Here is a 22,781-nt window from a genome sequence, read left to right on the forward strand (position 1 = left end):
TCGCGGTGAGTGCTCTTCATTTTCATCTATTAAGCTAACTTGATCGGGTTGATCTTCACTCCAGGACCCATTGTCGGAGCAATAACAACGCTCTTTAAATACTGTCCTTTCAGTGTGCTAGGTCTAGCCTTTACAATAGCTCCAATCAGCGTCTGGAAGTTGTCGCTTAACTGCTCCTCAGTAAAGGAAGCTTTACCGATCGGCACATGGATAATGTTTGATTTGTCAAGACGATACTCAATCTTACCAGCTTTGATATCATTGATAGCCTTTGTAACATCCATAGTTACAGTACCAGCCTTCGGGTTAGGCATTAAACCTTTCGGTCCAAGTACACGACCAAGACGTCCAACAACACCCATCATATCTGGAGTTGCAACAACAACGTCGAAGTCAAGCCATCCTTCATTCTGGATCTTCGGAATAAGGTCCTCAGCGCCTACGAAATCAGCACCTGCAGCCTTAGCTTCCTCAGCTTTTGCATCCTTAGCGAATACAAGAACGCGAACAGTTTTACCTGTACCGTGTGGCAGAACTACTGCACCACGGATCTGCTGATCTGCATGACGTCCATCGCAGCCTGTGCGGATATGAACTTCGATAGTCTCGTCAAATTTGGCAACAGCAGCTTTTTTAACTAAGCTGATAGCTTCATTAGTATCGTATAATGTTGCGCGGTCAACTGCCTTAGCAGCCTCCACGTATTTCTTTCCTCGTTTCATTTCTATAACCTCCTGTGGTATTTGCGGGGAAAAGCCCTCCCACTTACTATTTGTGATTAATCAACTACTTCAATTCCCATACTTCTTGCAGTACCAGCAATCATGCTTGCTGCTGCTTCGATGGATGCTGCATTTAAGTCTTTCATCTTAAGCTGAGCGATCTCCTCAACCTGAGCTTTTGTAACTTTAGCAACTTTTGTTTTGTTCGGTACGCCGGAACCGGATTTGATATTTGCAGCTTTCTTAAGAAGAACTGCAGCCGGCGGAGTTTTGGTTATGAAGCTGAAACTTCTATCTGCATAAACAGTGATTACTACAGGAATGATCATACCATCCTGATCTGCTGTTCTCGCATTGAACTCTTTTGTAAACTGAACGATATTTACACCGTGCTGTCCAAGAGCCGGACCTACAGGTGGTGCTGGAGTTGCTTTACCAGCGGGAATCTGTAATTTGATATATCCTGTTACTTTCTTTGCCATTTTCGGCACCTCCTATGTGGTATTGGCGGGGGTATGTCCCTCCCACGATATTGTGTTACCTTTGTCTGTTACATTTTCTGAACTTCTGCGAAACTGATTACAACCGGTGTTTCGCGTCCAAACATCTCTACATTGATCGTTACAAGCTGCTTCTGCGGATTGATGGCAGTCACAACACCTGTAGTCTCTTTCCAGGCTCCGCCTGTTACAACAACGGTATCGCCCTCGACGAAATCAACGCGGACAGTCTCATCTTTGATGCCCAGCGGCTTCATTTCTTCTTCTGTGAGCGGTACAGGCTTGGATCCCGGACCAACAAACCCAGTCACTCCACGGGTATTCCGGACAACATACCAGGTATCGTCGTTCATGACCATGTTGATAAGAACATAGCTTGGGAACATTTTTCTCTGGACCTGCTTGGAAACACCATTACGCATCTCCACAACGTCTTCCAGAGGAACCCGTACTTCCAGAATCTGATCCTCAAGATGTCGGTTTTCAATTGTCTTCTCAATGTTGGCCTTTACCTTGTTCTCATAACCGGAATAGGTATGGACAACGTACCATTTTGCTTCTGACATACAATCACCTTTGTCCTTATTTGATTAAAAGATTAATGCATTCCAGAATGCCTGCATCCATCACACTGATGATCACACCGAGAATTACGGTTATGACAATAACAACAACTGACTGTTTCATCAGTGTATCGCGGTCTGTCCAGACAATTTTGTTGAACTCTGCCTTCAGCCCCTGGAACCAGGATTTCTTCGGCTCCTTAGCCTTGGCGGTCTTGCCTGCAGATTTTTCTTTTTCTTGCATAGCCTAACCTCACAATCTAAAGTGACTATTTTGTTTCCTTGTGCATTGTGTGTCTCTGGCAGAACTTACAATATTTCTTGGTTTCCATTCTCTCAGGATGGTTCTTTTTCTCCTTGGTCATATTGTAGTTACGCTGCTTGCACTCTGTACATGCTAATGTAATCCTAACGCGCACAACTTCCACCTCCAGTGTTTTCATTTGCATGGTCTTAAATCAGCCTTTTCGGTGTATCCGCCACCGTTTTTCGGCATAAAAAAAAGACCTAACTTCCATGTCGCTTGTACAGTTTACCACACAGCGGACATATCCGTCAAGTCTTTTGCATATAATTCTTAAGGATTTTTTGACTAAAAATAAGCTCCAATCCATGCTGGATAGCAGCAAAAGGCAGTAGTGTCACAGAAGCTCTGTAAAGCCCTTGGGCGGCAAAGAAAAATCACTTTCCATGCACACTGAGAAAATATAATTCTCAAATTCCATTGTCCTGAAAAAGCCTGGTCTTTTCGGTGATTTTCCCAGAACAAAGCCCTGATCTTTTCGAATGATCTCGAAAGAATCAAGCGGAAGGCTCATCCCCCTGCCTGTCATTTTCATATAACTTTCCTTTAAGGTCCAAAGTGTAAAAAAAGCTTTGCCCGGGTCAGAAGCAGCTTCTATATATTCCCGCTCTGTCGAATGGAAATAATGCTCCGCAATTTCCAGAGGCGCATTGACATTCCGCTCAATGTCGCATCCCACTTCACCATCCGACACTACTCCTACCACATATTCTCCAGCATGGGAGATATTAAAATGGAAATGGTCCGCCAAAGGCTTCCCATTTTCGGAATATTTCAGGCTGCTTTCGGAAAGTCCGTTCCCATTCAGGATCTTTCGGATCATAATTCCTGCTCCCAGACTCCTTTTGCGGTCATCCGGCTGAAGATACCGGATGACCTTCTTTCTTCTCTCTGGTCCAACTTGTTCCAAAAGGCTTTCATTCTGCAAGGGATCCTCAAGAGTATTGATATTGATTCTATATAATTTTATCATTTCTTACTATAAAAGAACCGGATAGTAACCGTGGATTCCCTATGTCTACTCCAGACAGATTACTGTTCACTCTAATCACAGCAATACGCTTCGCCATGCACAGAAATCATGCATTCACATGATTTCGCGCCGCAATTCTCGGGTTTTCTGTGAACTTTGTTTACAAAAACACCTCGCGGAATGTTACCTGTGACCCGCAATACGTTTCGCCATGCACGAATTCAACCTTTATTTTTTCTCAATATTGATCTTCTGGTCAAATCCGGTAAGACTGAAAACATCGTACACTTCATCAGAAACATTTACAATCCGGAAGCCTTCCTTGCCTGCCATCTTCTTATAAGCGGCGATTACCAGACGAAGTCCGGCGGAAGAGATATATTCCAGGTTTGCAAAGTCAAATACCAGGCTGGTTGTACCAGGATCAAGTGCTGACAGCTCCTTTTCCAGCTGCGGTGCAGTCTGGGTGTCAAGCCATCCTGTGATCTCCATAGTTACCTTGCTGCCCTCTGTCTTACTTACAATTTCCATTACAATTTCCTCCTTTAAGTTGCGTAAATCAATCAAAGAATGCAAGTCTGTCAAGTGCCTCAATAGCGCTTTCCAGATATCTGTCATCTGTAACCGGCCATTTGTAATCCAGTCTGTAAAGAACCTGTGCTGTAAACCGGTTGCTGTAATCCAGGGTATAGATCTCATTTTCATTATGAGCCGTATACGCGATCAGTCCGGAAACAACATCCGAATCATCACTGTTCTTTGCAAATTCTTTTACTGCAGCCTCAAACTCTTCATCACTTACAATGTCAATGTCAAATCCATGGCTCCGCATTGCATAGATCAGATCCGCCATATAGATATGATGGCTGTTGCAGGCGTGGAATACGGTAAATCTCCGGTCTGTCTGCACCAGTTTCAACACTGCAAGTGCAGTAGAATCAATTGGTGAAAATTCTGTAACTTCGTGCATAGCCCCAATTGGGAATTTACCAACTGCCTCATATCCTCTCAGGCTTCGCAGGAATCCGTTTGTAATAAAGTTGATCTGGAATTCACCATCTGAATTTCGGCTCATCAGATTTCCTACACGGATAACCTTTCCGTCAAGCCCACTGGAAACAGCTTCCAGTACAGCTCTCTCTGCAAGGAATTTTGTGCGGATATATTCATTTGTGATGTTCTGTCCAATATACAGATCGTTTTCATTAAAGACTCTGGACATTGGCGGAACACCATCGGAACCTTCTCCGGCAACAGAAACAGTAGAAATCTGGATCAGTCTGCGTCCACTATTTTTACAGAATTCAATCAGATTTTCCACTCCGTGTACATTTATCTTCTCCAGTACATCACCAGCTGCAAAATGCTTTACGCAGGCTGCGCAGTTAATAATGGTGTTAAATTTGTAATCTGCAAATTTCTCCACCTGTTCTTTCGAGGTAATATCGCCATCCACACAGATAATACGCTCTCCAAACAGTTCCTGGCATGGATTATCGAAGTAATACATCAACATATGCATCATTCGTTTCTCCATGGACTCATATTTCCCTTTACGTACCAGGCAGTAAACCTTGCCGTCATAATTATCCAGATAGGCCTTCAGAACATGAATTCCCAGGAAGCCGGTTGCACCTGTGATCATGATATCACCAATTTCTTCCTTTGTCACCTGGTTTACGTTTTCTTCTACATTTCCGCTGATCACGCTCTGGATCCGGTTATAATTGTATCTGGAGAATTCATTCTCGCTCTGCGGATTTTCAAATGCTTCACTGTTATCCACGATTGCAGAAAGCTCACGGATAGTCGGATATTTGAAAATGTCCGCATATACAATGGAAATATTCTTAGAAAGGCACATAACAGCAACTTTCGATGCAGTAAGTGAGGAGCCTCCAAGTTCGAAGAAGTTGTCCTCAATTCCTACTTTTTCAATGCCAAGTGCTTTTTCAAATATCTCGCAAAGTGCAATCTGGACAGCGGTAACAGGCTCCACATAGGCTGTGCTGGCTGTGGTGGTTACTTCTGGTACCGGAAGTGCCTTTTTGTCGATCTTTCCGCCAGGAGTCACCGGCATTTTCTCAAGATGGACAAAGAAGGACGGCATCATGTAATCCGGAATCAGCGGGTTCAGGAACAGTTTCAGCTCATCTTCCGGAATGGTTTCTCCAGTATAATAAGCTGTGATATATTTGTTTCCACCTTTTTCAATCACAATAACAGCTGCATTCTTCACCAGATCATGCTTCAGAAGGGCACCCTCGATCTCACCAAGCTCAATACGATATCCTCTTATCTTTACCTGGGAGTCGATTCTTCCGATATATTCAATATTTCCATCGCCCTTCATGCGGACCATATCACCGGTTCTGTAAAGACGTTTGTCCTCGTCACATACGGAGAACGGATTTTCCACAAATACGGAAGCCGTCTTCTCAGGAAGATTGTGATATCCTCTTGCAATCTGACGTCCGGCATGGCAAAGCTCACCAGAAGCGCCTACCGGAAGCCGTTTCATATTTTCGTCCACAATGTAGCTGCGGATATTCCGCTGTGACTTACCGATCGGGATGTTGTCGTACTGTTTGTCAACCCAGAACTCTGTGGAGGAAACAGTATTCTCCGTTGGACCGTAGCCATTGATCATCTGGTAAGTTCTATCCCGGTAATATTTGAACTTCTCACCACCCAGGGTGACAAATTTCAGGCTCGGAGCATCGTCAAGAAGCTCTGCAACCAACTCGCCCATCTGAGTTGGGAAGGTAGCTGTGGTAATTTTTTCTTCTTTTATGAATTTTCCAACAGCAACCGCATCTTTTCGTATGCTCTCTGGCAAAATGTACAGTACTGCGCCTGCAGTAAGCGGAGCAAACAGGTCGATCACGGATGCATCGAAGCAGAAGCTTGCAAACTCTGCCACAATATCATCTGGTGTCAGTTTTCTTGTCATAAGGATATACTCGATCAGGTTCAGCAGGTTCCGCTGTTCAAGCATAACACCTTTTGGTTTTCCGGTGGAACCGGATGTGTAGATCATATAAGCCAGGTTCTCTGGTTTCGGAGCTGTGAGCTCTACAGAAAGTGCAAAGTCTTTGGATTCTGCTGCCACGTCATCCAGGCTGATCACATTCTGGTCGTAGAAGCCTACCAGACTGCGGTAACGGTCTATTACAAGCAGGTTTTCTGCCTCGGAATCCTTCAGCATGTACTCAATTCTACTCTGCGGATATTCCGGATCCAATGGAACATACGCACCGCCGGCTTTCATAACACCGATATAAGCTACGGCATATTCCTTTGTTCTTCCGCACAGAATACCTGCAACCTTTTCCCTGCCAAAGCCATTTTCCGTAAGCTTCTGAGCAACATAATCTGACATATGGTCCAGTTCTTTATAGGTAAGCTCGCCCATTCCGTCTTTTACCGCCGGTCTGTCCGGATATTTTGCAACAGCTTCCCTGAACAGGTCTACAAAGGTCTTTCCGGCATGGGAAGGATCATCTTCCATTTTGGTTTCTTCCTCAAACATCAGTCTGATGTCTGCCGGCTCGTATTCTCTCAGGATTCCATCTGCCGTTGTTTCCAGGTTATCTGCAAGGTATTTGATGGTTTCCTCGTTGTACATGTCGCCTCTGTACTCAATCTCAAAGACAAACTTATTTCTCTCAATTGAAATACTGATGGAAACAGGTGCCTTTGCCGCATTCAGCTGAACAGGTTCTTCCTGCGCATATTCCCCGCCGATATTATCAAAGGCGAAGTTGTCGCCCTGATAGATCACCATGGCATCTGCCTTGATGTTGAACTCATGGCTGATCTGGGAGAACGGATAAATATCGTTGTTCATGGAATTAATCAGCTGCTGCTGGACAGCATTCAGGCAATCCGCAGTGCTTCCTGAGAAATCACAGTAAACGGGAAGAGTCTTTACCAGCATACCCACGGTATCGGAAAGTCTGGAATCGTTTCTGCCGTGGTAAATAGTGGTAAATACCGCATCCTTCCTGAAATTGTATTTTCCAAGAGTAATACCAAAAGCAGAGATAAAGAATACATTCTCTGTAATTCCGTGCTTCTTACAGAATGCCTTCACGTCCTGTACGGAGAACTCACTGGTCTCACGATGATACATCTCTGCGGTTGGAGCTGCTCCGCTCTTGTCTGGATAGAAGTTGATGCTTCCGCCCGCATTTTCAAAAACGGATTTATAGTAGTTCTCTGCATTCTTATAAGCATCACTTGCCAGAGCATCCCTGTTATCAAGGGCCAGATCATAGGAAGTATACTCTTCCACTTCCAGCTTTTCTCCGCTGTAAGCCCTGTTAATGTCGTTCAGGATAATGCCCAGGGAGGTACCATCTGCAACAATATGATGAATGTCAAGGAACAGATAATTTCCATCACAGGTTCTGTGAATCTCAAAGCGGAAAAGCTGTTCATTAAACAGCATGTACGGACGAACCAGAGTTTCCCGGTTCATTCCATTTATAATCTGCGTCTTATAAGTGAAAGCATCATTACGTTTCTGAAGGACTTCTCCTTCGTCGCTCATAAAGAGACGGGTTTTCAGGTAAGGATGAGCTGCAACGGTGCTGTCAATTGCTTCTGCCAGCTTATCCAGGTCAACCTTTTTGTCAAGCTTCAGAAGATATGGAATGTTGTAAATGGTGGATCCCATATTGGCTGTACACTCGATGAAAATTCCCTCCTGAGTATTGGTGAGAGGATAATTTTCCTGGATTTCCCTCTTGGTTTCTTTTCCGGCAGTCTTCACAAAGCTCTCTAACATCTGAATGGTTGGGTGATCCTTGATGTCAGATGTTTTTATCACAATGTCAAAAGCTTTGGAAATAAGGATATTCAGCTTAATAGCAGTGATAGAGGTCAGTCCTGCCTCGTAAATATCTGTGGTAATGCCGAATTCGGTATAGCCAAGAACCTCAGCAATACAGTCAAACAGCTTCTGCTGAGTCTCATTCTCCGGTTTCACGATTTCTTCCACTTTTCGCTCTGGCAGTGGAAGGGCTTTTTTGTTTACCTTCTGATTCTGGTTCAGCGGGATCTTGTCGATCTGCATGGTAACTGCCGGAACCATGTATGGAGGCTTGGTTTCTTTGATGAAATCATTTAACTTATTTATGTCAACCTGACTGTCAGATACTACATAAGCTGCAATGTATTTTCCACCGCCATTAGGATCATCAAAAGCTACTACGGTCGCATCCTTTATACCTTCATATCTTCTTATGACCTCCTCAACCTCGGAAAGCTCAATTCGAAAGCCTCTGACCTTAACCTGGGAGTCTTTTCTTCCAATGATCTGGATATTTCCATCTGGAAGATATCTGGCAACATCACCGGAATGATACAGGACTTCATAGCCTTCTGCATCGTCATAAACATTTTTTGTATAAACTTCCGAAGTTTTCTCCGGTTTATTCAGATAGCCTCTGGAAACCTGCCATCCGGATATCATCAGTTCACCGCAAGCACCGTATGGAAGCAAATGGCCAAACTTATCGGCTATATAAAGCTTAAAGTTATCAAGTGCCTTTCCAATTGGAATGTTGGAGTAGTACTTATCTACTTCAAATATAGTTGTAAAAATTGTACACTCTGTAGGGCCATAAGCATTAAAGAATCTATAATCCTTCGGCGGCTCCATAGGAACAAGCTTCTCTCCGCCTATGGAAAGATATTGCAGGCTCTCGCAGCTCATTTCCATTGCAAACTGTCTTCCCACCTGTGTAGTCATAAAGGAATGGGTAACGCCATTCTCTTCAAAATAACGCTGAAGTGCAATGAAATCAAGGCGGATTTCTTCCGGAATAATGTGAAGCTCTGCACCGTTTGCAATTGCACCGTAAATGTCCATCATGGAAGCATCAAAACCAAAGGACGCATAAGCTGCTATTTTGGAGCTGTGATCTACCTGGTAATACTTTTTGTACCAGTGGCAGAATGCAGTGATATTTCCATATTCCAGCATACAGCCTTTCGGCACGCCGGTGGAGCCGGAAGTGTACAGTAAAATAAACAGATCATGAAGCTCTGGCTTCTTAAGTTCCACATCACGCTCTTCCAGCTGTGGGATCTCATCTGTAAATAAAACAGGTCCCTGATAGCCGTCTACCAGCGGCAGAAGCTCTCTGTCTGCGATCAAAAGCTTAGCAGCAGAATCCTCCAGCATGTACATCAGGCGGTCTTTCGGGTAAGTAGGGTCAAGAGGCTGGTATGCCGCACCGGCTTTGATCACGCCCATTGGTGCGATGGCCATGTATTCGCAGCGGGGGATCAGAATGGAGACTACATCCTCCCTGCCGATTCCCTGGGATGCAATATATTTTCCAAGTCTGTTGCTGAGCTCGTCCAGTTCTTTGTATGTATATTTCCGGTCTTTAAATACCACTGCGGTGTGGTCTGGAATGGTCTCTGCCAATTCAGCGAACATGTCAGAAATGGTTTTGCTTCTGTCAAATTCGTTTTCTGTATGATTGAATTCTGCGATCTTGTTTACCCCACTCTGAGAGATCACAGAGATTTCAGAAACATATTTTGTTTTCAGCATGGAGCTCATGGCAGCTTCATAGGAATCCAGGATTCCGTCAATAAAGGCCTGGCTGTACATGTCGCTGCGGTATTCTGCTGTAAGCACATAAGTGTGGTTGTACTCTCTTACCTGGATCAGCAGAGGCATTTTGGCCATATCCAGGGAAAGGTCGTGGCCTCTGGCAATGGTGTCTCCAATTGGATAATCGTCGCTTAACTCTGCCTGGTATGCAAAGGTAAGATCCGAATTCAGCCCGTATTTTGCACAAATATCGGAAAATGGGAAAATATCGTTTGCCATGGAGGACAGCATCTGCTCGGAAAGCTCTGCCATATACGCCTGTACGGTGGTCTTCGGGTCGAATTTGCAATAAACAGGAAGGGTTTTTACCAGCATGCAGACTGTGTTTTCAAGCCTGGAATCGTTTCGTCCATTATAAATAGTGGAAAACAGACTATCCTCTGCATTGGAGTATTTTGCCATAAGGATGCCGAACAGACCTGTAAATAAAATATTCGGGGTAACACCCAGCTTCTCGCAATAGGAAAGAATGGCCTCTTCTTTTAGGCCCATGGTCTTCTCCAGATAACCTTTTTCAGGAGCTTTTCCATTCAGGTCCGGCATAGGAAGAGATTCAGTCTCAATTCCTTCAAAAATACTGTCATAATATTTCTCAGCTTTTTTGTATTTGCCCTCTTTCATCTGCTGTTCTTCGTCAAGGGCCGCATCAAATCCGGTATAGGACTCTTTTTCCAGTTTTTCACCCATATAGGCCTTATTGATATCCTCGAAAATGATATCATAGGAGTTGCCGTCAGCAATAATATGGTGGAAATCAGTAAAGAGGTATTTCTTATCTTCTGTCACATAAATTGCCACACGAAGGAGACGTCCTTTTTCCAGCTTAAACGGACGTACAAGGCTTTCCTTCTGGCTGGCAAATTTCTCATTTGTGGTCTCGATTACTTCCGGCACAAATGTCTCATATCCAGGGCGCTGTACCATCTCCCCATTATCGTCAAGATATACCTGTGTAAGCAGGTAGGAATGGGCGCTTACCATTCTGGCAATTGCATCGGATAATTTCCGGGTATCCACTGCAGGATCCAGTTCAAAAAGGAAGGGGATATTGTATACGGTACTCTCAGGATTTTTGCTGCATTCTGCAAAAATACCCTTCTGGGAACCGGTAAGAGGATAAACCTCTCTCTTTTCGTAGGTTCTGAGCTTCGGCGCCAGCATTACATATTTTTCCAGCTTCTCCACGGTATTGTTCTCGTGGATATCGCTTGTTTTTACGGTAACACCAAATTCCTCTGAGATCAGAACACAGAGCTTCATTGCACTGATGGAGGAAAGGCCGGCCTTATAAAAGCTGGTGTCGATTCCGAAGAAGTCGTTTTCTACTACTTGGGCCACAATGTCAAAGATCTTCTTCTGCATTGGAGTTTCCGGCTCTTTCAGATTTCTGGGCTGCGCCACAGGCTTGGGCAATGCTTTTTTGTCAATTTTTCCATTCTGTGTTAAAGGCATTTTTTCCAGCTGGATGAAAACATCCGGAACCATGTAATGAGCCAGGGATTCTGACGCATAAGCGGTAAGCGCTTCAACATCGATCTCACGGTCTGCCATAAAGTAGCAGCAAAGATATTTATTATCCGCCGGTACTGTAATACTGGTGATAATTCCTTCGAAGCTGTTAACAATCTCCTCGATCTCACCAAGCTCGATTCTGAGACCACGAAGCTTGATCTGATTGTCAATTCTTCCGAAAAATTCGATCTCGCCATCTGGAGTGATCTTTGCAAGATCGCCTGTTTTATAGGCTCTTTCTCCGTTGAGAGTGATGAAAACCTCCGCTGTTTTCTCCGGCAGATTGATGTAGCCACGACCTACTCCAAGACCTGCAATTACAAGCTCTCCGGTCTCTCCGTCCGGAAGGATCCTGTTCTCTTTGTCAACCACATAAACCTGAACATTGCCGTTTGGCTTTCCGATGGTAATGTTTTTGCTGTCGGTGATTACCTTCATGGTACAGCTGATGGTAGTCTCGGTTGGTCCATAGCCGTTCATAATATAAGCATCTGGGTTTACTGCATGAATCTTGTCAAAAAGTGCAGGCGGGAATGCTTCTGCTCCTACGTCAAATACCCTGATCTGGGCTGCTGCTTCCTGAAGCTGAGGCAGATCGATCATATTGGAAAGATAGGTAGGAGTGGTGGTCATAATATCCACTTTATTTTTTACAATTAAATCTCCGAGCATAATGGGATTCAGGATCTCTTCATCGCTTGCGATCACTGCGGTCATTCCATTGGTGAGAGGGAGAAATTCCTCCAATACCGAAACATCAAATGTCATGGCTGCCATGGAAAGGGAAACGCTTCCCCTGCTTACATAGCCATAGGTTTCTGCATTCTTTGGATTGGGATTTACAAAATTGGCAAGGTTGATATGCTCGATCATAACACCTTTTGGTTTTCCAGTGGAACCGGAGGTGTAAATACAGTAGCAAAGATCATGTTCCTTAATCCTGGTATCCGGGTTTCCGGCATTTGGATTTTCCAGCAGTTCTTCAAGCAGAAGCACCTTACAGGAAAGCCTGGAAAACAGCTCCTGGCGCTCCTTCGCGATCTCCTCTGTGGTGATAATAAAGGGAACTCCTGCATCTTCAAAAATGAACTGCACACGGTCATCGGGATAATCCGGAGCTGCAACAGCAAATGCACCACCAGCCTTCAAAATACCCTGACGGACTGCGTAAAAGTCACAACAGCGCTCCAGTACCACACCTACGATTTTTTCACAGCCAACGCCTTTTTCAATAAGAGAATTCGCAATTCTGTTTGCTCTTTCATTCAGCTGTGCGTAGGTAAAGCTTTCCTTGCTGGAAGCTACAGCACATTTGTCAGGATGAAGCCGCACCTGCTCTTCAAACAGCTTTGTCACAGGCTGAAATTCAAAAACAAAATTGCTCTTTTCGTTAATGTCAGACATTTCCTGCACCTCCTAAAATGATATTATAGTATTATTCATATCAATTGCGCGGATATAATCCATTGATTTTGAAATCTTTTTCACCAGCTCAATTCCATGGATATCAAACTCCTCATGGTCATAGCTGTATTCCAACGGATTAAAATTCACTCCGTTGTCTCTTATCCTTAACTGGCAAATGTCATCCTCCAGGCAAAGATTGATGTCGATCCAGTTGGAAGTTTTTCCACCAAATTTAATGATATTCACAGTCATTTCTTCTGCACACACGGCAGCAAGATTGGCTCTGTTTCCGGATACACCGTTTTCCTTGCAGAACTCCAGGACTTTTCTGTTAACTGCGCCAGCTTCTTCCATGGTGCTCTTAATGGAAAAATCAAAATTGATTCCGGGATTTTGGTCCGGAACAATATAAAAAGTAGAATTTTTGTGTTTGATCTTTCGGAAAATCCAGGCTGCGATCAAGGTTATGATCTCTGTGGCAACAAATGCAGCACCAATTCCATTTGTACCGATTTCATCAATCTGTTTCCAGATAGAAATTCCTATAAATGTTGCAGGAAGAACTGCCACTGCGTTTTCAAGGAAGGTAACAAAGCTTGCAATTGCAGTCTCTTCAATAGATTCATAATAGCTTACGGTAAATTTATTCCAGAGATAAGGCACTACACACAAAGCAAAAATACGTAGTGCATGAACCATCTCCCGTCCCAGCTCTCCGCCGCCTCCGAACATAATGGTGATCTGTTCTGTAAACAGCATGATCAGAACGAATATGACGGCCAGCACGATATAGCTGTATTTCAGCATTTTTTTGCACAGGACACGGATTCCTACATAGTCTTTTTCTCCAAAAAGAATTCCTGCAACATTAGGAATTACACCAATGATTCCGCCTGTAAGCATTTCCACGATCAGCAAAACATTGTCGCAGACCGTAAATACTGCCATTCCGTCTTCCCCGATCTGATTCATAATGATGGTGTTCAGGCCAAGGGCTTTTACAAAATTGGTTGCCATGAAAACAAGCATGGGCACACCTGTAATCACTGCTTCCTTCACGATTCCGAAATCCTTTGCATTCAGCCGCACGAAACTGATATTCCTCTTATCTGAGCGAATATAGAAAAGGAAAACCACCATGGCAAAAAGGAAGCCAAGTACCGTTGATAAGGATGCACCTGTAACTCCAAGTGGTGTAAATCTAAGAAATATGTAATCCAGCACAAGATTTATCACATTGGCTGTGATCAGATAAACAGAAGCAAGCTCCGGATGATTTTCCACCCCAAGGTAATTTACCATCATCAGACCAATTCCGATTACCGGTGCACCTAACATGCTGATACGGATATAGTCTCTTGTATAAGTTGTCAAAACTCCGTCTCCGGATACCAGAAATCTGGCAATAGGTCCTGCAGCAGGAAATGCAATAAGAGAAAACAGCAGTCCCACCACGAGTGTGACGATGAAAGTGGCTGAAAACAATTTCGAAGCCCCTTCTTTGTCACGTTTACCAAGCATATTTCCTGCAGCTATGGAACCTCCCACACCCAGACAGTAACCGGTAAGCTGAACTATCGTTTCAACCGGAAGACTCATTGTGACTGCGGACATTGCTTCTACACCAATTAAATTACTTACAAAGATAGTGTCCACAATGTTTCCAAGCTGAAGTGCCAGCGACATCATAATACCTGGAACGATATACTTGTTTAATTTCGCATTCAGCAACCTGTTATTTCTGTTTTCCACCATTCCATCCCCTTTCGAAATTTTGGAGTATTTCTAAACAAAATCAGAATACTCCATATTTATATATAATTTAGCAAAAAATGAAATATTTTTCAATAAAGCAACGAAAACAACGTCAAATTAAACAAAAATAGCTTAAAAAAATACCGGTTTCCCGAAGATATCCCTTTAATGGAATTCTTTGGAAACCGGTAGTATCCTTCCTGATATGTAATTATTCAGCAGACTCCAGAACATGTTTAAAAAGGCTTTCTACAAAATGTACGTCACAATTTGCGGAGCCTGCAGATTGCAGGAAATAAATTTTCAGGCAAGCTCCAAAGCCCTGTGGCAGGCTGCTTTATGCCCCTTTTCCACCTCCTGAAGCACAGGAGCTTCCTGCCTGCAGCGGTCTGTTGCATAGGGACAGCGGGTATGGAATTTGCATCCTGACGGTGGATTGTAGGCACTTGGCACGTCACCCTCCAGAATGATACGCTGACGTTTCTTCTTCACATCTGGAAGCGGGATTGCAGAAAGAAGAGCTTTTGTATAGGGGTGCATCGGATTGGAATAAAGCTGGGCTTTTTCTGCAACCTCAACCACACTTCCAAGATACATAACTGCAATCCTGTCACTGATATGGCGGACTACACTCAGGTCATGGGAGATAAACAGGTAGGTCAGATTTTTCTTCTGCTGCATATTTCTCATAAGATTCAGCACCTGCGCACGGACAGATACGTCCAGTGCGGAAACTGCCTCATCACAGACAACAAATTCCGGATTCAGGATCAGTGCCCTTGCAATTCCGATTCGCTGCCTCTGACCGCCTGAAAACTCGTGAGGAAAACGATTCAGATACTGTTTATCCAGTCCAACCTCCTGAAGGATCTCTTCCACCATTTCCCTGCGTTCTTCCTTAGTCCCCACTTTATACACCTCAAGAGGGGCACTGATCAGATCATAAACGGTCATTCTGGGATTCAGGGAGCTATATGGATCCTGGAAAATAATCTGCAGCTTCCGGCGCATTTCCCATATTTTTTTCTTATTATAGGTAAGGATATCTTCCCCATTGTACATAACCTGGCCCTCTGTTGCCGGGATCAGGCGGAGAATAGTTCTTCCCAGAGTGGATTTTCCGCAGCCGGACTCTCCGACCAGGCCCAGTGTCTCACCCTTTCTCACAGAAAGACTTACATGGTCTACTGCTTTTACTACAGATGGATTACGGTTCAGAAGCCCTTTTTTTGCCGTAAAATATTTGGATAAATCCTTTGTTTCCAATAAGATTCCTGTGTTCTCACTCATTCTTTCTCACCCTCGTATCTGAAGCAGCTTACCAGAGAATTTCCAGCATGGTAAACGCCTGGTTTTTCTTTCATGCAGCGGTCTTTTCCGTAAGGACATCGGGGAGCAAATCTGCAGCCTGCAGGCATGGCGTCCGGTGCCGGAACGGTGCCCTCAATGGTATTCAGCAGCTCTACATCCTCATCAAGGCGGGGAATAGAGTTCAAAAGTCCCTGTGTGTAAGGATGCTTCGGTCTTTCAAAAATGTCCTCAATGCTGCCGTATTCTACTGCTTTTCCTGCATAAAGAACAAGCACATCGTCTGCGGTCTCTGCTACTACCCCCATATCATGGGTAATCAGCATAATAGCCGTTCCCATTTTTTCCCTGAGCTCACACATCAGCTCCAGGATCTGTGCCTGAATGGTTACGTCCAGGGCGGTGGTAGGCTCATCTGCGATAAGAAGTCTTGGCTCGCAGGATACTGCCATGGCAATCATCACTCGCTGGCGCATACCGCCTGAAAGCTGGTGCGGATATTCCTTCATCCGCTTCTCCGGCGCTGCGATTCCAACTCTTTTCAGAACGTCCACAGCTCTTGTCCAGGCTTCCTTTTTGCCGCAGTTCTGGTGGAGCATGATTGGTTCCATCAGCTGGGTTCCAATAGTCAGAGTCGGATTCAGGGCAGTCATTGGATCCTGAAAGATCATGGCAATATCATTTCCGCGGATCCTGCACATCTCTTTCTCCGGAAGCCCTATCAGTTCTTTTCCATCCAGTTTGATGCTGCCGCCAGAAATCCGGGCGTTGCTTCCAAGAAGCTGAAGGATAGACATGGATGTGACACTTTTTCCGCATCCGGACTCGCCTACAATTCCGAGGATCCTGCCTTTTTCTACAGAAAAGCTTACACCGTCAACGGCTGTGTTAATGCCTTTTTTTGTCTGAAACTGTACCTGTAAATTCTCTACTGAAAGTAAAGATGCCATAGCTGTACTCCTTTTTCTCTTAATTAACTCACTGTGATTCTTTCACAGCTCCTGAAATCCGCCAGACATGAGAGTCTTTTCTCTCATATTTGGCGGGTTCCAGGATCAAAAGCTTTATCCGCTTTTGTCCTGTTTCCCATTTTTATTACTCTTTATCCCACTCCCAGGAAGACCAGTTCAGACAATTAAAGTCTGCAACGTTCAGGTTCTTCATGCTCTTGTTGTAAGCGGTAAGAAGGTTCTTTGTATATAAGTAGCCCATAGCTGCTTTTTCTACAACCTTTTCCTGATACTCATCGAAGTATGGTTTTCTTGCTTCAAAAGTAAGCTCTGCGTTTCCTTTGTCGATCAGGTCAGAAAGCTCTGTATCCTGAAGCTGGCAGAAGTTGCAGGAGCTTTCCGGATAGATCATTTCACGGCTCTCACTTGGGTCAAGAGTTCCGCCGGAACCAATGATTCCAAGATCATGCTCGCCGTCAAGCATACGGCTCATCAGAGTTGCAAAGTCCATCTGCTCAATTTCTACATTTACACCGACATTTGCAAAATCCTGTACGATCAGGGCTGCACATCTCTCGGTAATGCTGCTTCCAGAGGAGATGAAAAATTTCAGTGTCTGTCCAGCCGGGAAGCCTGCTTCTGCAAGCATCTCTTTTGCTTTTTCAGGATCGTACTGAACCTGAACTTTGTCATTGTAGTATGGGCTTACCGGTGCGATCGGGGTCATGATCGGAGTTCCCTCTCCCATAAGAAGACCATTTACCAGTACGTCACGGTTGATTGCCATATTCAGTGCCTGGCGAACTTCCTGAGTAAGATATTCCTTCTGAGTATTAAAGATCAGAGTGGTATAGGAAGTGGTAGGAACAGACTCTGTTACCAGGTTATCCTGGGACTTGGCTGTTTCCCAGTCATCAGTCAGTACGGAACCGAATCCGATCAAATCAAGCTCGCCGTTCATAAGACCGGAAAGAACGTTTGCGGACGGTACTACACGGATGATCAGACGGTCAATATTTGGAGTTCCAAGATAGTAGTTTTCATTCTTTGTGAACTCCATACGCTCACCATTGATCTCACTGTCATAGATGAATGGGCCGGAACCTACCGGATTTGCCCAAAGGTCAGGAGCATTGATCTCTTCTGCTGTTTTTCCTTCAAATATATGTTTCGGGATGATGAAAACAGTGTCGATATCCTGCAGGAATGTATCAGGATACATAGCCTCTTTTAATTTGAAGGTTACTTCATAATCGCTGTCTGCAGTTACTTCGATAGAATCCTCGGAAAGCTCTGCTCCGGAATCATCCACACCGGCAATGTACTCCAGGTGATAACGGCTTTTTGCCTCTACAGACGGATCAGAATACATCTGGTAGCTGAATACAACGTCCTCTGCTGTAACCGGCTCACCATCAGACCATACTGCGTCTTCATGAAGCTTAAAGGTAACTGCGTCACTGGCATCGTTTACAGTCCAGGACTCAGCAAGGCGTCCCTCAATGGAACCGTCTGCGTTTGTCTGTGTCAGGCGGTCATAAATCTGGTCACAGATAAAACGGGTGTAGTTGCTTGTGGTGTTCAGCGGCATCATGGTATCCCATGCCTGGTCCATAGCAGCTGTTACTACTTTTTCCTCTGCCTCAGCAGCAGCCGGAACAGCATAACCTGCTACCATGCTTCCTGCAAGCAGGAGCGCTGCAGCCTTTTTCATGTTGAATTTCATAGGTCTCCTCCTTTTTTCTTTTGTCAGGGATGTTTTTTCTCTGACAGGTTTTGTGAAGCAAATCAGTCCGGGAAACTCCCGGAACCAATCTTATGTCAACGGACTGTCCGGTCTTGCATCAAGACCTTCATGATCCTGAGACATTACAGTTTGATTTTCGGATCCAGCGCATCGCGGATGCCGTCGCCCAGAAAATTAATACTTAACACCGTGATCAGAAGTGCAAGTCCCGGCGGAAGCCAGATCCACAGCTTCTGGGAAAGCACAGTAATGGACTGCGCATCGTAGAGCATATTTCCCCAGCTTGCTCCCGGCGGCTGTACACCCATGCCAAGGAAGCTTAACGATGATTCAGAAAGGATGGCACTCGCCATCTGGAATGTGATTGCGATCAGGATCGGGGCAAAAGAGTTTGGAAGAACATACTTTGTCACGATCTTGAAATTGGAGGTACCAATTGCCCTTGCAGATTCTACATATTCTTTCTCGGATACGGAAAGTACATTTGCATAGATCAGTCTGGCAAACTGTGTCCAGCCGAGCACACCAATGACACAGGTTACAGACCAGACAGACGGTCCAAGAACTGCAACCAGTACCAGGATCAGCACAATTGATGGAAAAGACATAAAAATATCTGCAATTCGCATAATAACTGCTTCCGCCTTTCCTCTGGCATAACCAGCAACCAGGCCAAGAGGAACTCCGATTGCGCAGCTGATCAGTGTGGAAACAAAACCAACCAGCAGAGAGGTTCTTCCGCCATACATCAGACGGGCAAAAACATCACGCCCGATAGCATCAGTTCCAAGGATGTGCGCTCCTCCCGGAGCTGCAGAAAAGGCAGTGTAATCTGAAGTATAAGGATCCAGTTTCAGGATCATGGGAAGAAAAACCACCATCAGGATTTCCACGATCAGGACCACCAGACCTGCCATAGCCATTTTGTGTTCTTTCAGTTTATCAAGTACCTCGGAAAGATAGCTTACATTTTCGTTTTTCTGTTTTTTCATTTCTGTCTTCTATCCTCCCTTATTTATAGCTGATTCTCGGATCCAGAATTCCGTATGCAACATCAGTGAGAATATTCGCAATAAGAACCGCTGCCGCGATCATAACCGTGATTCCCATAATAACCGGGTAGTCTCGTCCGTTGATCGCTGTTACCATAAGAGAACCAATTCCCGGCCATCCGAAAACCTGCTCGGTTACAACTGCGCCGCCTACAATAGAAGGAATGGACATTCCCACAACTGTAACGACCGGTGTAAGGGCATTTTTCAAGGCGTGCTTCATGATCACTTTCCATTTGGTAAGACCTTTGGACTTGGCGGTACGAATGTAGTCGTCCTGCATAACTTCCAGCATACTGCTTCGCATGTGCCTTACCCATCCTCCGATCTGCTGAAAGGAAAGGACCAGACAAGGCAGGATCATGTGCTTCATCAGATCTCCGAATGTATGAGCTCCGCTTGAGCTGTACATTCCTCCTGATGGCAGAATGTTAAACACAATGGCGAACAGATAAATAAATACCAGTCCTACAAAGAAGTTCGGAGTCGCCATCATCAGCATAGACAGACCGCCGGAAAAGTAATCTCTTCCTGAATTCGGCCTGGAGGCAGCAAAGATTCCAAGAGGAATGGATACGATCAATGACAGTACAATGGAGCTTGCCGCCAGAATCGCAGTAGCCGGAAGACGCTCCAGTATCATCGCTGCCACCGGTCTCTGGGTGCTGTAGGAAAATCCCAGATTTCCCGTAAGCAATTGTTTCAGCCAGGTAAAATACTGAATGATCACCGGCTGATCCAGTCCAAGTGCCACTCTCTTACGTTCCAGCTCTGCCGGAGTAATTCCCGGATCTGCCAGAAGTGCATCCAGCGGTGAACCAGGCGCCATATTCAGAATAAAATAGGCCAATATGGTAATTCCGAAAAAAGTGGGAATGGCAATCAGTATTCTTTTTAATATGTATTTCCACTTCATAGTGTTTTCCCTTCATCTCCTTTTCCTAGAACCTGTTTGAAAAAGTATTTCCGCAAGCTCCCGCAAATTGTGGTGCACATCTTGCAGAAAGCCTTTTTCAACCACGCTCTACCATAATCCGGATAATCTCTTTATCCGTTTCGCACATACCTTCCTTCGCCAGCTGTCCCACGTTCCGGATGGTATTTTCCACACCGTGGGTAACGATTCCATCACCGCCGTAGAACTGCTGTCCCTGTATGTACATTTCATAGCCCATGATTCCGGCATCAACTGCTGCTGAAATCTTGGCTGCGCAGGAGGCTTTCGCTCCGTCACAGATGATTCCGGAAACAATTGCCAGGGAATTCACGATTGTATGTGCAATTACTTCATAATCGCCGCCGTAGAGATAAGCAATTCCCGCACCGCTTCCACAGCCTGCACTTACTGCACCGCAATAGGCAGAAAGAGTTCCGATTCCAGTCTTCAGATGAATGGTTACAAGATTGGAAAGCACCAGGGCGCGAAGCATTTTGTCATGGGAAACCTGCAGCTCTCTGGCAAATTCAATGACCGGAATGCTGGCAGTCATGCCCTGGTTGCCGCTTCCGGAGTTGATCACCACAGGAAGCTCGCAGCCATTCATTCGGGCATCGGAACCGGCTGCTGCCTTGGCTCTGGCACGGATCTTAATATTGTCGCCGTAGGTGTGAAGAAGGACTTTTCCGATGTTCGCTCCATAGTTTCCACGAAGTCCCTCCTCAGAAATGGCTGTATTGTAACGGATCTGACGCTCCAGAACCTCCTTTACATCTTCTGTGTCAACAGTATTGGCAAAGTCGATAATGTCTTCTATGTTTAATATGGAATGATCGGTCTTTTTCTCTTCCTTACCTGAACAGACATCTTTCCGGAAAACAGGCTGGCCGTTTTTCTCAATAAGGATGATGTTGGTGTGCGTATCTACAATGCGGACACGGGCCGTTTCAGTACCTTTGGTTACGGTCAGATCGATTTCAAATACATGCCCGGTGGATGCCGGAGTGATCCTGGGTTTCACCTGATCCATGTAGGACTTGATTTCTTCCTTCTGACCGGATGTTACTCTTGCAATTACTTCAAGGAGCGCTTCCGCATCGCCTGCGATCACACCCGCGCACAGAGCAGCTGCAATTCCCCTCATGCCGCCAGTATTGGGAACGATGACGCTTTTTACATTTTTGATAATATTTCCACTTACTTTAATATCCAGCTGTTCCGGCAGATTACCTAAAGTTTTTCTCGCCACTGCGCCTGCATAGGCAATGGCAATGGGTTCGGTACATCCCATTGCAGGAACCAGTTCTTCCTCTAGGATTTTTACGTAAGCCTGGTATTTTTCATCACTTTTGTGCAATGTTTTCTCCTCGCTTTCGCACAACATTATAAATACTTTAGCACACTATCTTCTTAAAATCAATTAATTCCAGAAATTTTATATTTAGAAAAATCCCGAACTATATTTGTGAATTTTGTTTTTGTTAATCACTTCGCGAATATAATCCTGATACAGATTTTTTATTTGGAATCAGATCAGAGGATTCTTTTTAGAAATAGTCATATCCGCCATGAATGTCTACAACGCTTCCATTCATGTATCCATTTTTCAGAACTTCGTATGCCATATCTGCCACTTCTGAGATCTCACCAAAGCGGTGAAGCGCAATCTTACGGTTAATGCGTTCATAGCTTTCCGGAGTGCGGTTTTTGTGCCAGCTGGTTTCAATGAATCCCGGGGCAATGGCATTGACCCGGATCTGCTTTGGTTCCAGTTCTTTTACCAGAGATTTGGTAAGGAAATGAATGGCGGATTTGGTGACACCATACACCAGGGATGAGGAATAAGCCTGCTGTCCTGCGTAGGAGCCGGTAAAAAGAATGCTGCCACCTTCGCTCATAATGGGGCGAAGTTCTTTCACCAGAAATACCGGAACAGACAGGTTAGTATTCACAATTTTGGTCCATTCGTCAAAAGTGTAATCTTCATATTTCGCATAGGTGCTGATTCCTACATTGTTTACCAGCCAGTCTACATGGCTCGCTTCTTCTTTGACCCGGGATACAAATTTCATCATTTCATCATAGGATGACATATCAGCCTGGAGCAACCGGATTTTTTTCTGATTTTCCTCTGTTTGTGCATGAAGAAATTCCTCCGCCTGCTCCGTGTTATGTCCATAGCTTACATATAAAATATCGTCTGACGCAGAATTTTCCAGAATTTTCTCCGCAATCCCTCTTCCAATTCCAGATGTACCGCCGGTGATTATGGTTACTTTGCTCATGGGGTGTCCTCTTTTCTGTATATTTTATTGCTATTTAGTGTGTTGAAAGTTGTTAAAGGCGGACGCATTCGGACAATGGTGATTGCTCACTCGCCGGCGCAACGCTCCAGCGAACTAACTGCTAACTGCGAC

General features: G+C 44.8%; 16 protein-coding genes and 1 pseudogene. 1 reads left to right on the plus strand and 16 read right to left on the minus strand.

Features of this window, described 5'->3' with window-relative positions:
• Positions 1 to 29: 29 nt before the first annotated feature.
• The 14 genes from rplA to AB5Z12_RS09500 form a co-directional block, all read right to left on the minus strand.
• A complete protein-coding gene (rplA, locus tag AB5Z12_RS09435; RefSeq protein ID WP_118577943.1) occupies positions 30 to 722 on the minus strand; it encodes a 50S ribosomal protein L1 in 693 nt (230 codons plus the stop codon).
• 56 nt (positions 723 to 778) lie between these two features.
• Positions 779 to 1,204 carry a 50S ribosomal protein L11 gene (gene rplK, locus AB5Z12_RS09440; protein ID WP_117852954.1) on the minus strand — a complete coding sequence of 142 codons (426 nt, stop codon included), beginning with the start codon at positions 1,202 to 1,204 and terminating at the stop codon, positions 779 to 781.
• A gap of 68 nt (positions 1,205 to 1,272) precedes the next feature.
• Positions 1,273 to 1,788, minus strand: coding sequence for a transcription termination/antitermination protein NusG (nusG, locus tag AB5Z12_RS09445; protein WP_173718537.1), 516 nt, complete (start codon positions 1,786 to 1,788; stop codon positions 1,273 to 1,275).
• Positions 1,789 to 1,804: 16 nt separating this feature from the next.
• On the minus strand, positions 1,805 to 2,029 hold the full coding sequence (gene secE / locus AB5Z12_RS09450; protein WP_173718538.1) for a preprotein translocase subunit SecE: 225 nt from the start codon (positions 2,027 to 2,029) through the stop codon (positions 1,805 to 1,807).
• A 25-nt stretch (positions 2,030 to 2,054) separates the two neighbouring features.
• Complete coding sequence (gene rpmG / locus AB5Z12_RS09455) at positions 2,055 to 2,204, minus strand: 50S ribosomal protein L33 (RefSeq protein WP_117853039.1); 150 nt, start codon at positions 2,202 to 2,204, stop codon at positions 2,055 to 2,057.
• A 222-nt stretch (positions 2,205 to 2,426) separates the two neighbouring features.
• Entirely contained in the window at positions 2,427 to 3,062 is a 636-nt protein-coding gene (locus AB5Z12_RS09460; protein ID WP_173718539.1) for a 4'-phosphopantetheinyl transferase superfamily protein, read from the minus strand.
• A gap of 228 nt (positions 3,063 to 3,290) precedes the next feature.
• Positions 3,291 to 3,593, minus strand: coding sequence for an STAS domain-containing protein (locus AB5Z12_RS09465; protein WP_118577945.1), 303 nt, complete (start codon positions 3,591 to 3,593; stop codon positions 3,291 to 3,293).
• A 28-nt stretch (positions 3,594 to 3,621) separates the two neighbouring features.
• Positions 3,622 to 12,612 carry an amino acid adenylation domain-containing protein gene (locus tag AB5Z12_RS09470; RefSeq protein ID WP_368357030.1) on the minus strand — a complete coding sequence of 2,997 codons (8,991 nt, stop codon included), beginning with the start codon at positions 12,610 to 12,612 and terminating at the stop codon, positions 3,622 to 3,624.
• 12 nt (positions 12,613 to 12,624) lie between these two features.
• On the minus strand, positions 12,625 to 14,370 hold the full coding sequence (locus AB5Z12_RS09475) for an MATE family efflux transporter (protein ID WP_368357029.1): 1,746 nt from the start codon (positions 14,368 to 14,370) through the stop codon (positions 12,625 to 12,627).
• Between the two features lie 303 nt (positions 14,371 to 14,673).
• Entirely contained in the window at positions 14,674 to 15,660 is a 987-nt protein-coding gene (locus AB5Z12_RS09480; protein ID WP_173735411.1) for an ABC transporter ATP-binding protein, read from the minus strand.
• Complete coding sequence (locus AB5Z12_RS09485) at positions 15,657 to 16,628, minus strand: ABC transporter ATP-binding protein (RefSeq protein WP_173717009.1); 972 nt, start codon at positions 16,626 to 16,628, stop codon at positions 15,657 to 15,659. The genes AB5Z12_RS09480 and AB5Z12_RS09485 overlap by 4 nt, the downstream gene beginning before the upstream one ends.
• Positions 16,629 to 16,773: 145 nt before the next feature.
• On the minus strand, positions 16,774 to 18,354 hold the full coding sequence (locus AB5Z12_RS09490; protein WP_148463506.1) for an ABC transporter substrate-binding protein: 1,581 nt from the start codon (positions 18,352 to 18,354) through the stop codon (positions 16,774 to 16,776).
• Positions 18,355 to 18,497: 143 nt separating this feature from the next.
• The gene (gene opp4C / locus AB5Z12_RS09495; RefSeq protein ID WP_173718543.1) at positions 18,498 to 19,367 is read right to left on the minus strand and encodes an oligopeptide ABC transporter permease; all 870 of its coding nucleotides are present in this window, start codon (positions 19,365 to 19,367) and stop codon (positions 18,498 to 18,500) included.
• 19 nt (positions 19,368 to 19,386) lie between these two features.
• Entirely contained in the window at positions 19,387 to 20,343 is a 957-nt protein-coding gene (locus tag AB5Z12_RS09500) for an ABC transporter permease (protein ID WP_118577950.1), read from the minus strand.
• Positions 20,344 to 20,375: 32 nt separating this feature from the next.
• Here AB5Z12_RS09500 and AB5Z12_RS09505 point away from each other — a divergent pair.
• Positions 20,376 to 20,435, plus strand: a pseudogene (locus AB5Z12_RS09505) (hypothetical protein); the annotation flags it as partial.
• A gap of 5 nt (positions 20,436 to 20,440) precedes the next feature.
• Here AB5Z12_RS09505 and AB5Z12_RS09510 read toward each other — a convergent pair.
• On the minus strand, positions 20,441 to 21,721 hold the full coding sequence (locus tag AB5Z12_RS09510; RefSeq protein WP_118577951.1) for a serine dehydratase subunit alpha family protein: 1,281 nt from the start codon (positions 21,719 to 21,721) through the stop codon (positions 20,441 to 20,443).
• A gap of 190 nt (positions 21,722 to 21,911) precedes the next feature.
• On the minus strand, positions 21,912 to 22,649 hold the full coding sequence (locus tag AB5Z12_RS09515) for an SDR family NAD(P)-dependent oxidoreductase (RefSeq protein ID WP_118577952.1): 738 nt from the start codon (positions 22,647 to 22,649) through the stop codon (positions 21,912 to 21,914).
• Between the last annotated feature and the right edge of the window lie 132 nt (positions 22,650 to 22,781).

Source organism: Ruminococcus sp. RTP21358st1_G6_RTP21358_211008, from assembly GCF_040908885.1.
Taxonomy (GTDB): domain Bacteria; phylum Bacillota; class Clostridia; order Lachnospirales; family Lachnospiraceae; genus Blautia_A; species Blautia_A faecis.

What these genes read in the sequence shown, in the direction of transcription:
- rplA (WP_118577943.1), bottom strand. Translation starts at nt 722, where the DNA reads ATGAAACGAGGAAAGAAATACGTGGAGGCTGCTAAGGCAGTTGACCGC.
- rplK (WP_117852954.1), bottom strand. Translation starts at nt 1,204, where the DNA reads ATGGCAAAGAAAGTAACAGGATATATCAAATTACAGATTCCCGCTGGT.
- nusG (WP_173718537.1), bottom strand. Translation starts at nt 1,788, where the DNA reads ATGTCAGAAGCAAAATGGTACGTTGTCCATACCTATTCCGGTTATGAG.
- secE (WP_173718538.1), bottom strand. Translation starts at nt 2,029, where the DNA reads ATGCAAGAAAAAGAAAAATCTGCAGGCAAGACCGCCAAGGCTAAGGAG.
- AB5Z12_RS09460 (WP_173718539.1), bottom strand. Translation starts at nt 3,062, where the DNA reads ATGATAAAATTATATAGAATCAATATCAATACTCTTGAGGATCCCTTG.
- AB5Z12_RS09465 (WP_118577945.1), bottom strand. Translation starts at nt 3,593, where the DNA reads ATGGAAATTGTAAGTAAGACAGAGGGCAGCAAGGTAACTATGGAGATC.
- AB5Z12_RS09470 (WP_368357030.1), bottom strand. Translation starts at nt 12,612, where the DNA reads ATGTCTGACATTAACGAAAAGAGCAATTTTGTTTTTGAATTTCAGCCT.
- AB5Z12_RS09475 (WP_368357029.1), bottom strand. Translation starts at nt 14,370, where the DNA reads ATGGTGGAAAACAGAAATAACAGGTTGCTGAATGCGAAATTAAACAAG.
- AB5Z12_RS09480 (WP_173735411.1), bottom strand. Translation starts at nt 15,660, where the DNA reads ATGAGTGAGAACACAGGAATCTTATTGGAAACAAAGGATTTATCCAAA.
- AB5Z12_RS09485 (WP_173717009.1), bottom strand. Translation starts at nt 16,628, where the DNA reads ATGGCATCTTTACTTTCAGTAGAGAATTTACAGGTACAGTTTCAGACA.
- AB5Z12_RS09490 (WP_148463506.1), bottom strand. Translation starts at nt 18,354, where the DNA reads ATGAAATTCAACATGAAAAAGGCTGCAGCGCTCCTGCTTGCAGGAAGC.
- opp4C (WP_173718543.1), bottom strand. Translation starts at nt 19,367, where the DNA reads ATGAAAAAACAGAAAAACGAAAATGTAAGCTATCTTTCCGAGGTACTT.
- AB5Z12_RS09500 (WP_118577950.1), bottom strand. Translation starts at nt 20,343, where the DNA reads ATGAAGTGGAAATACATATTAAAAAGAATACTGATTGCCATTCCCACT.
- AB5Z12_RS09515 (WP_118577952.1), bottom strand. Translation starts at nt 22,649, where the DNA reads ATGAGCAAAGTAACCATAATCACCGGCGGTACATCTGGAATTGGAAGA.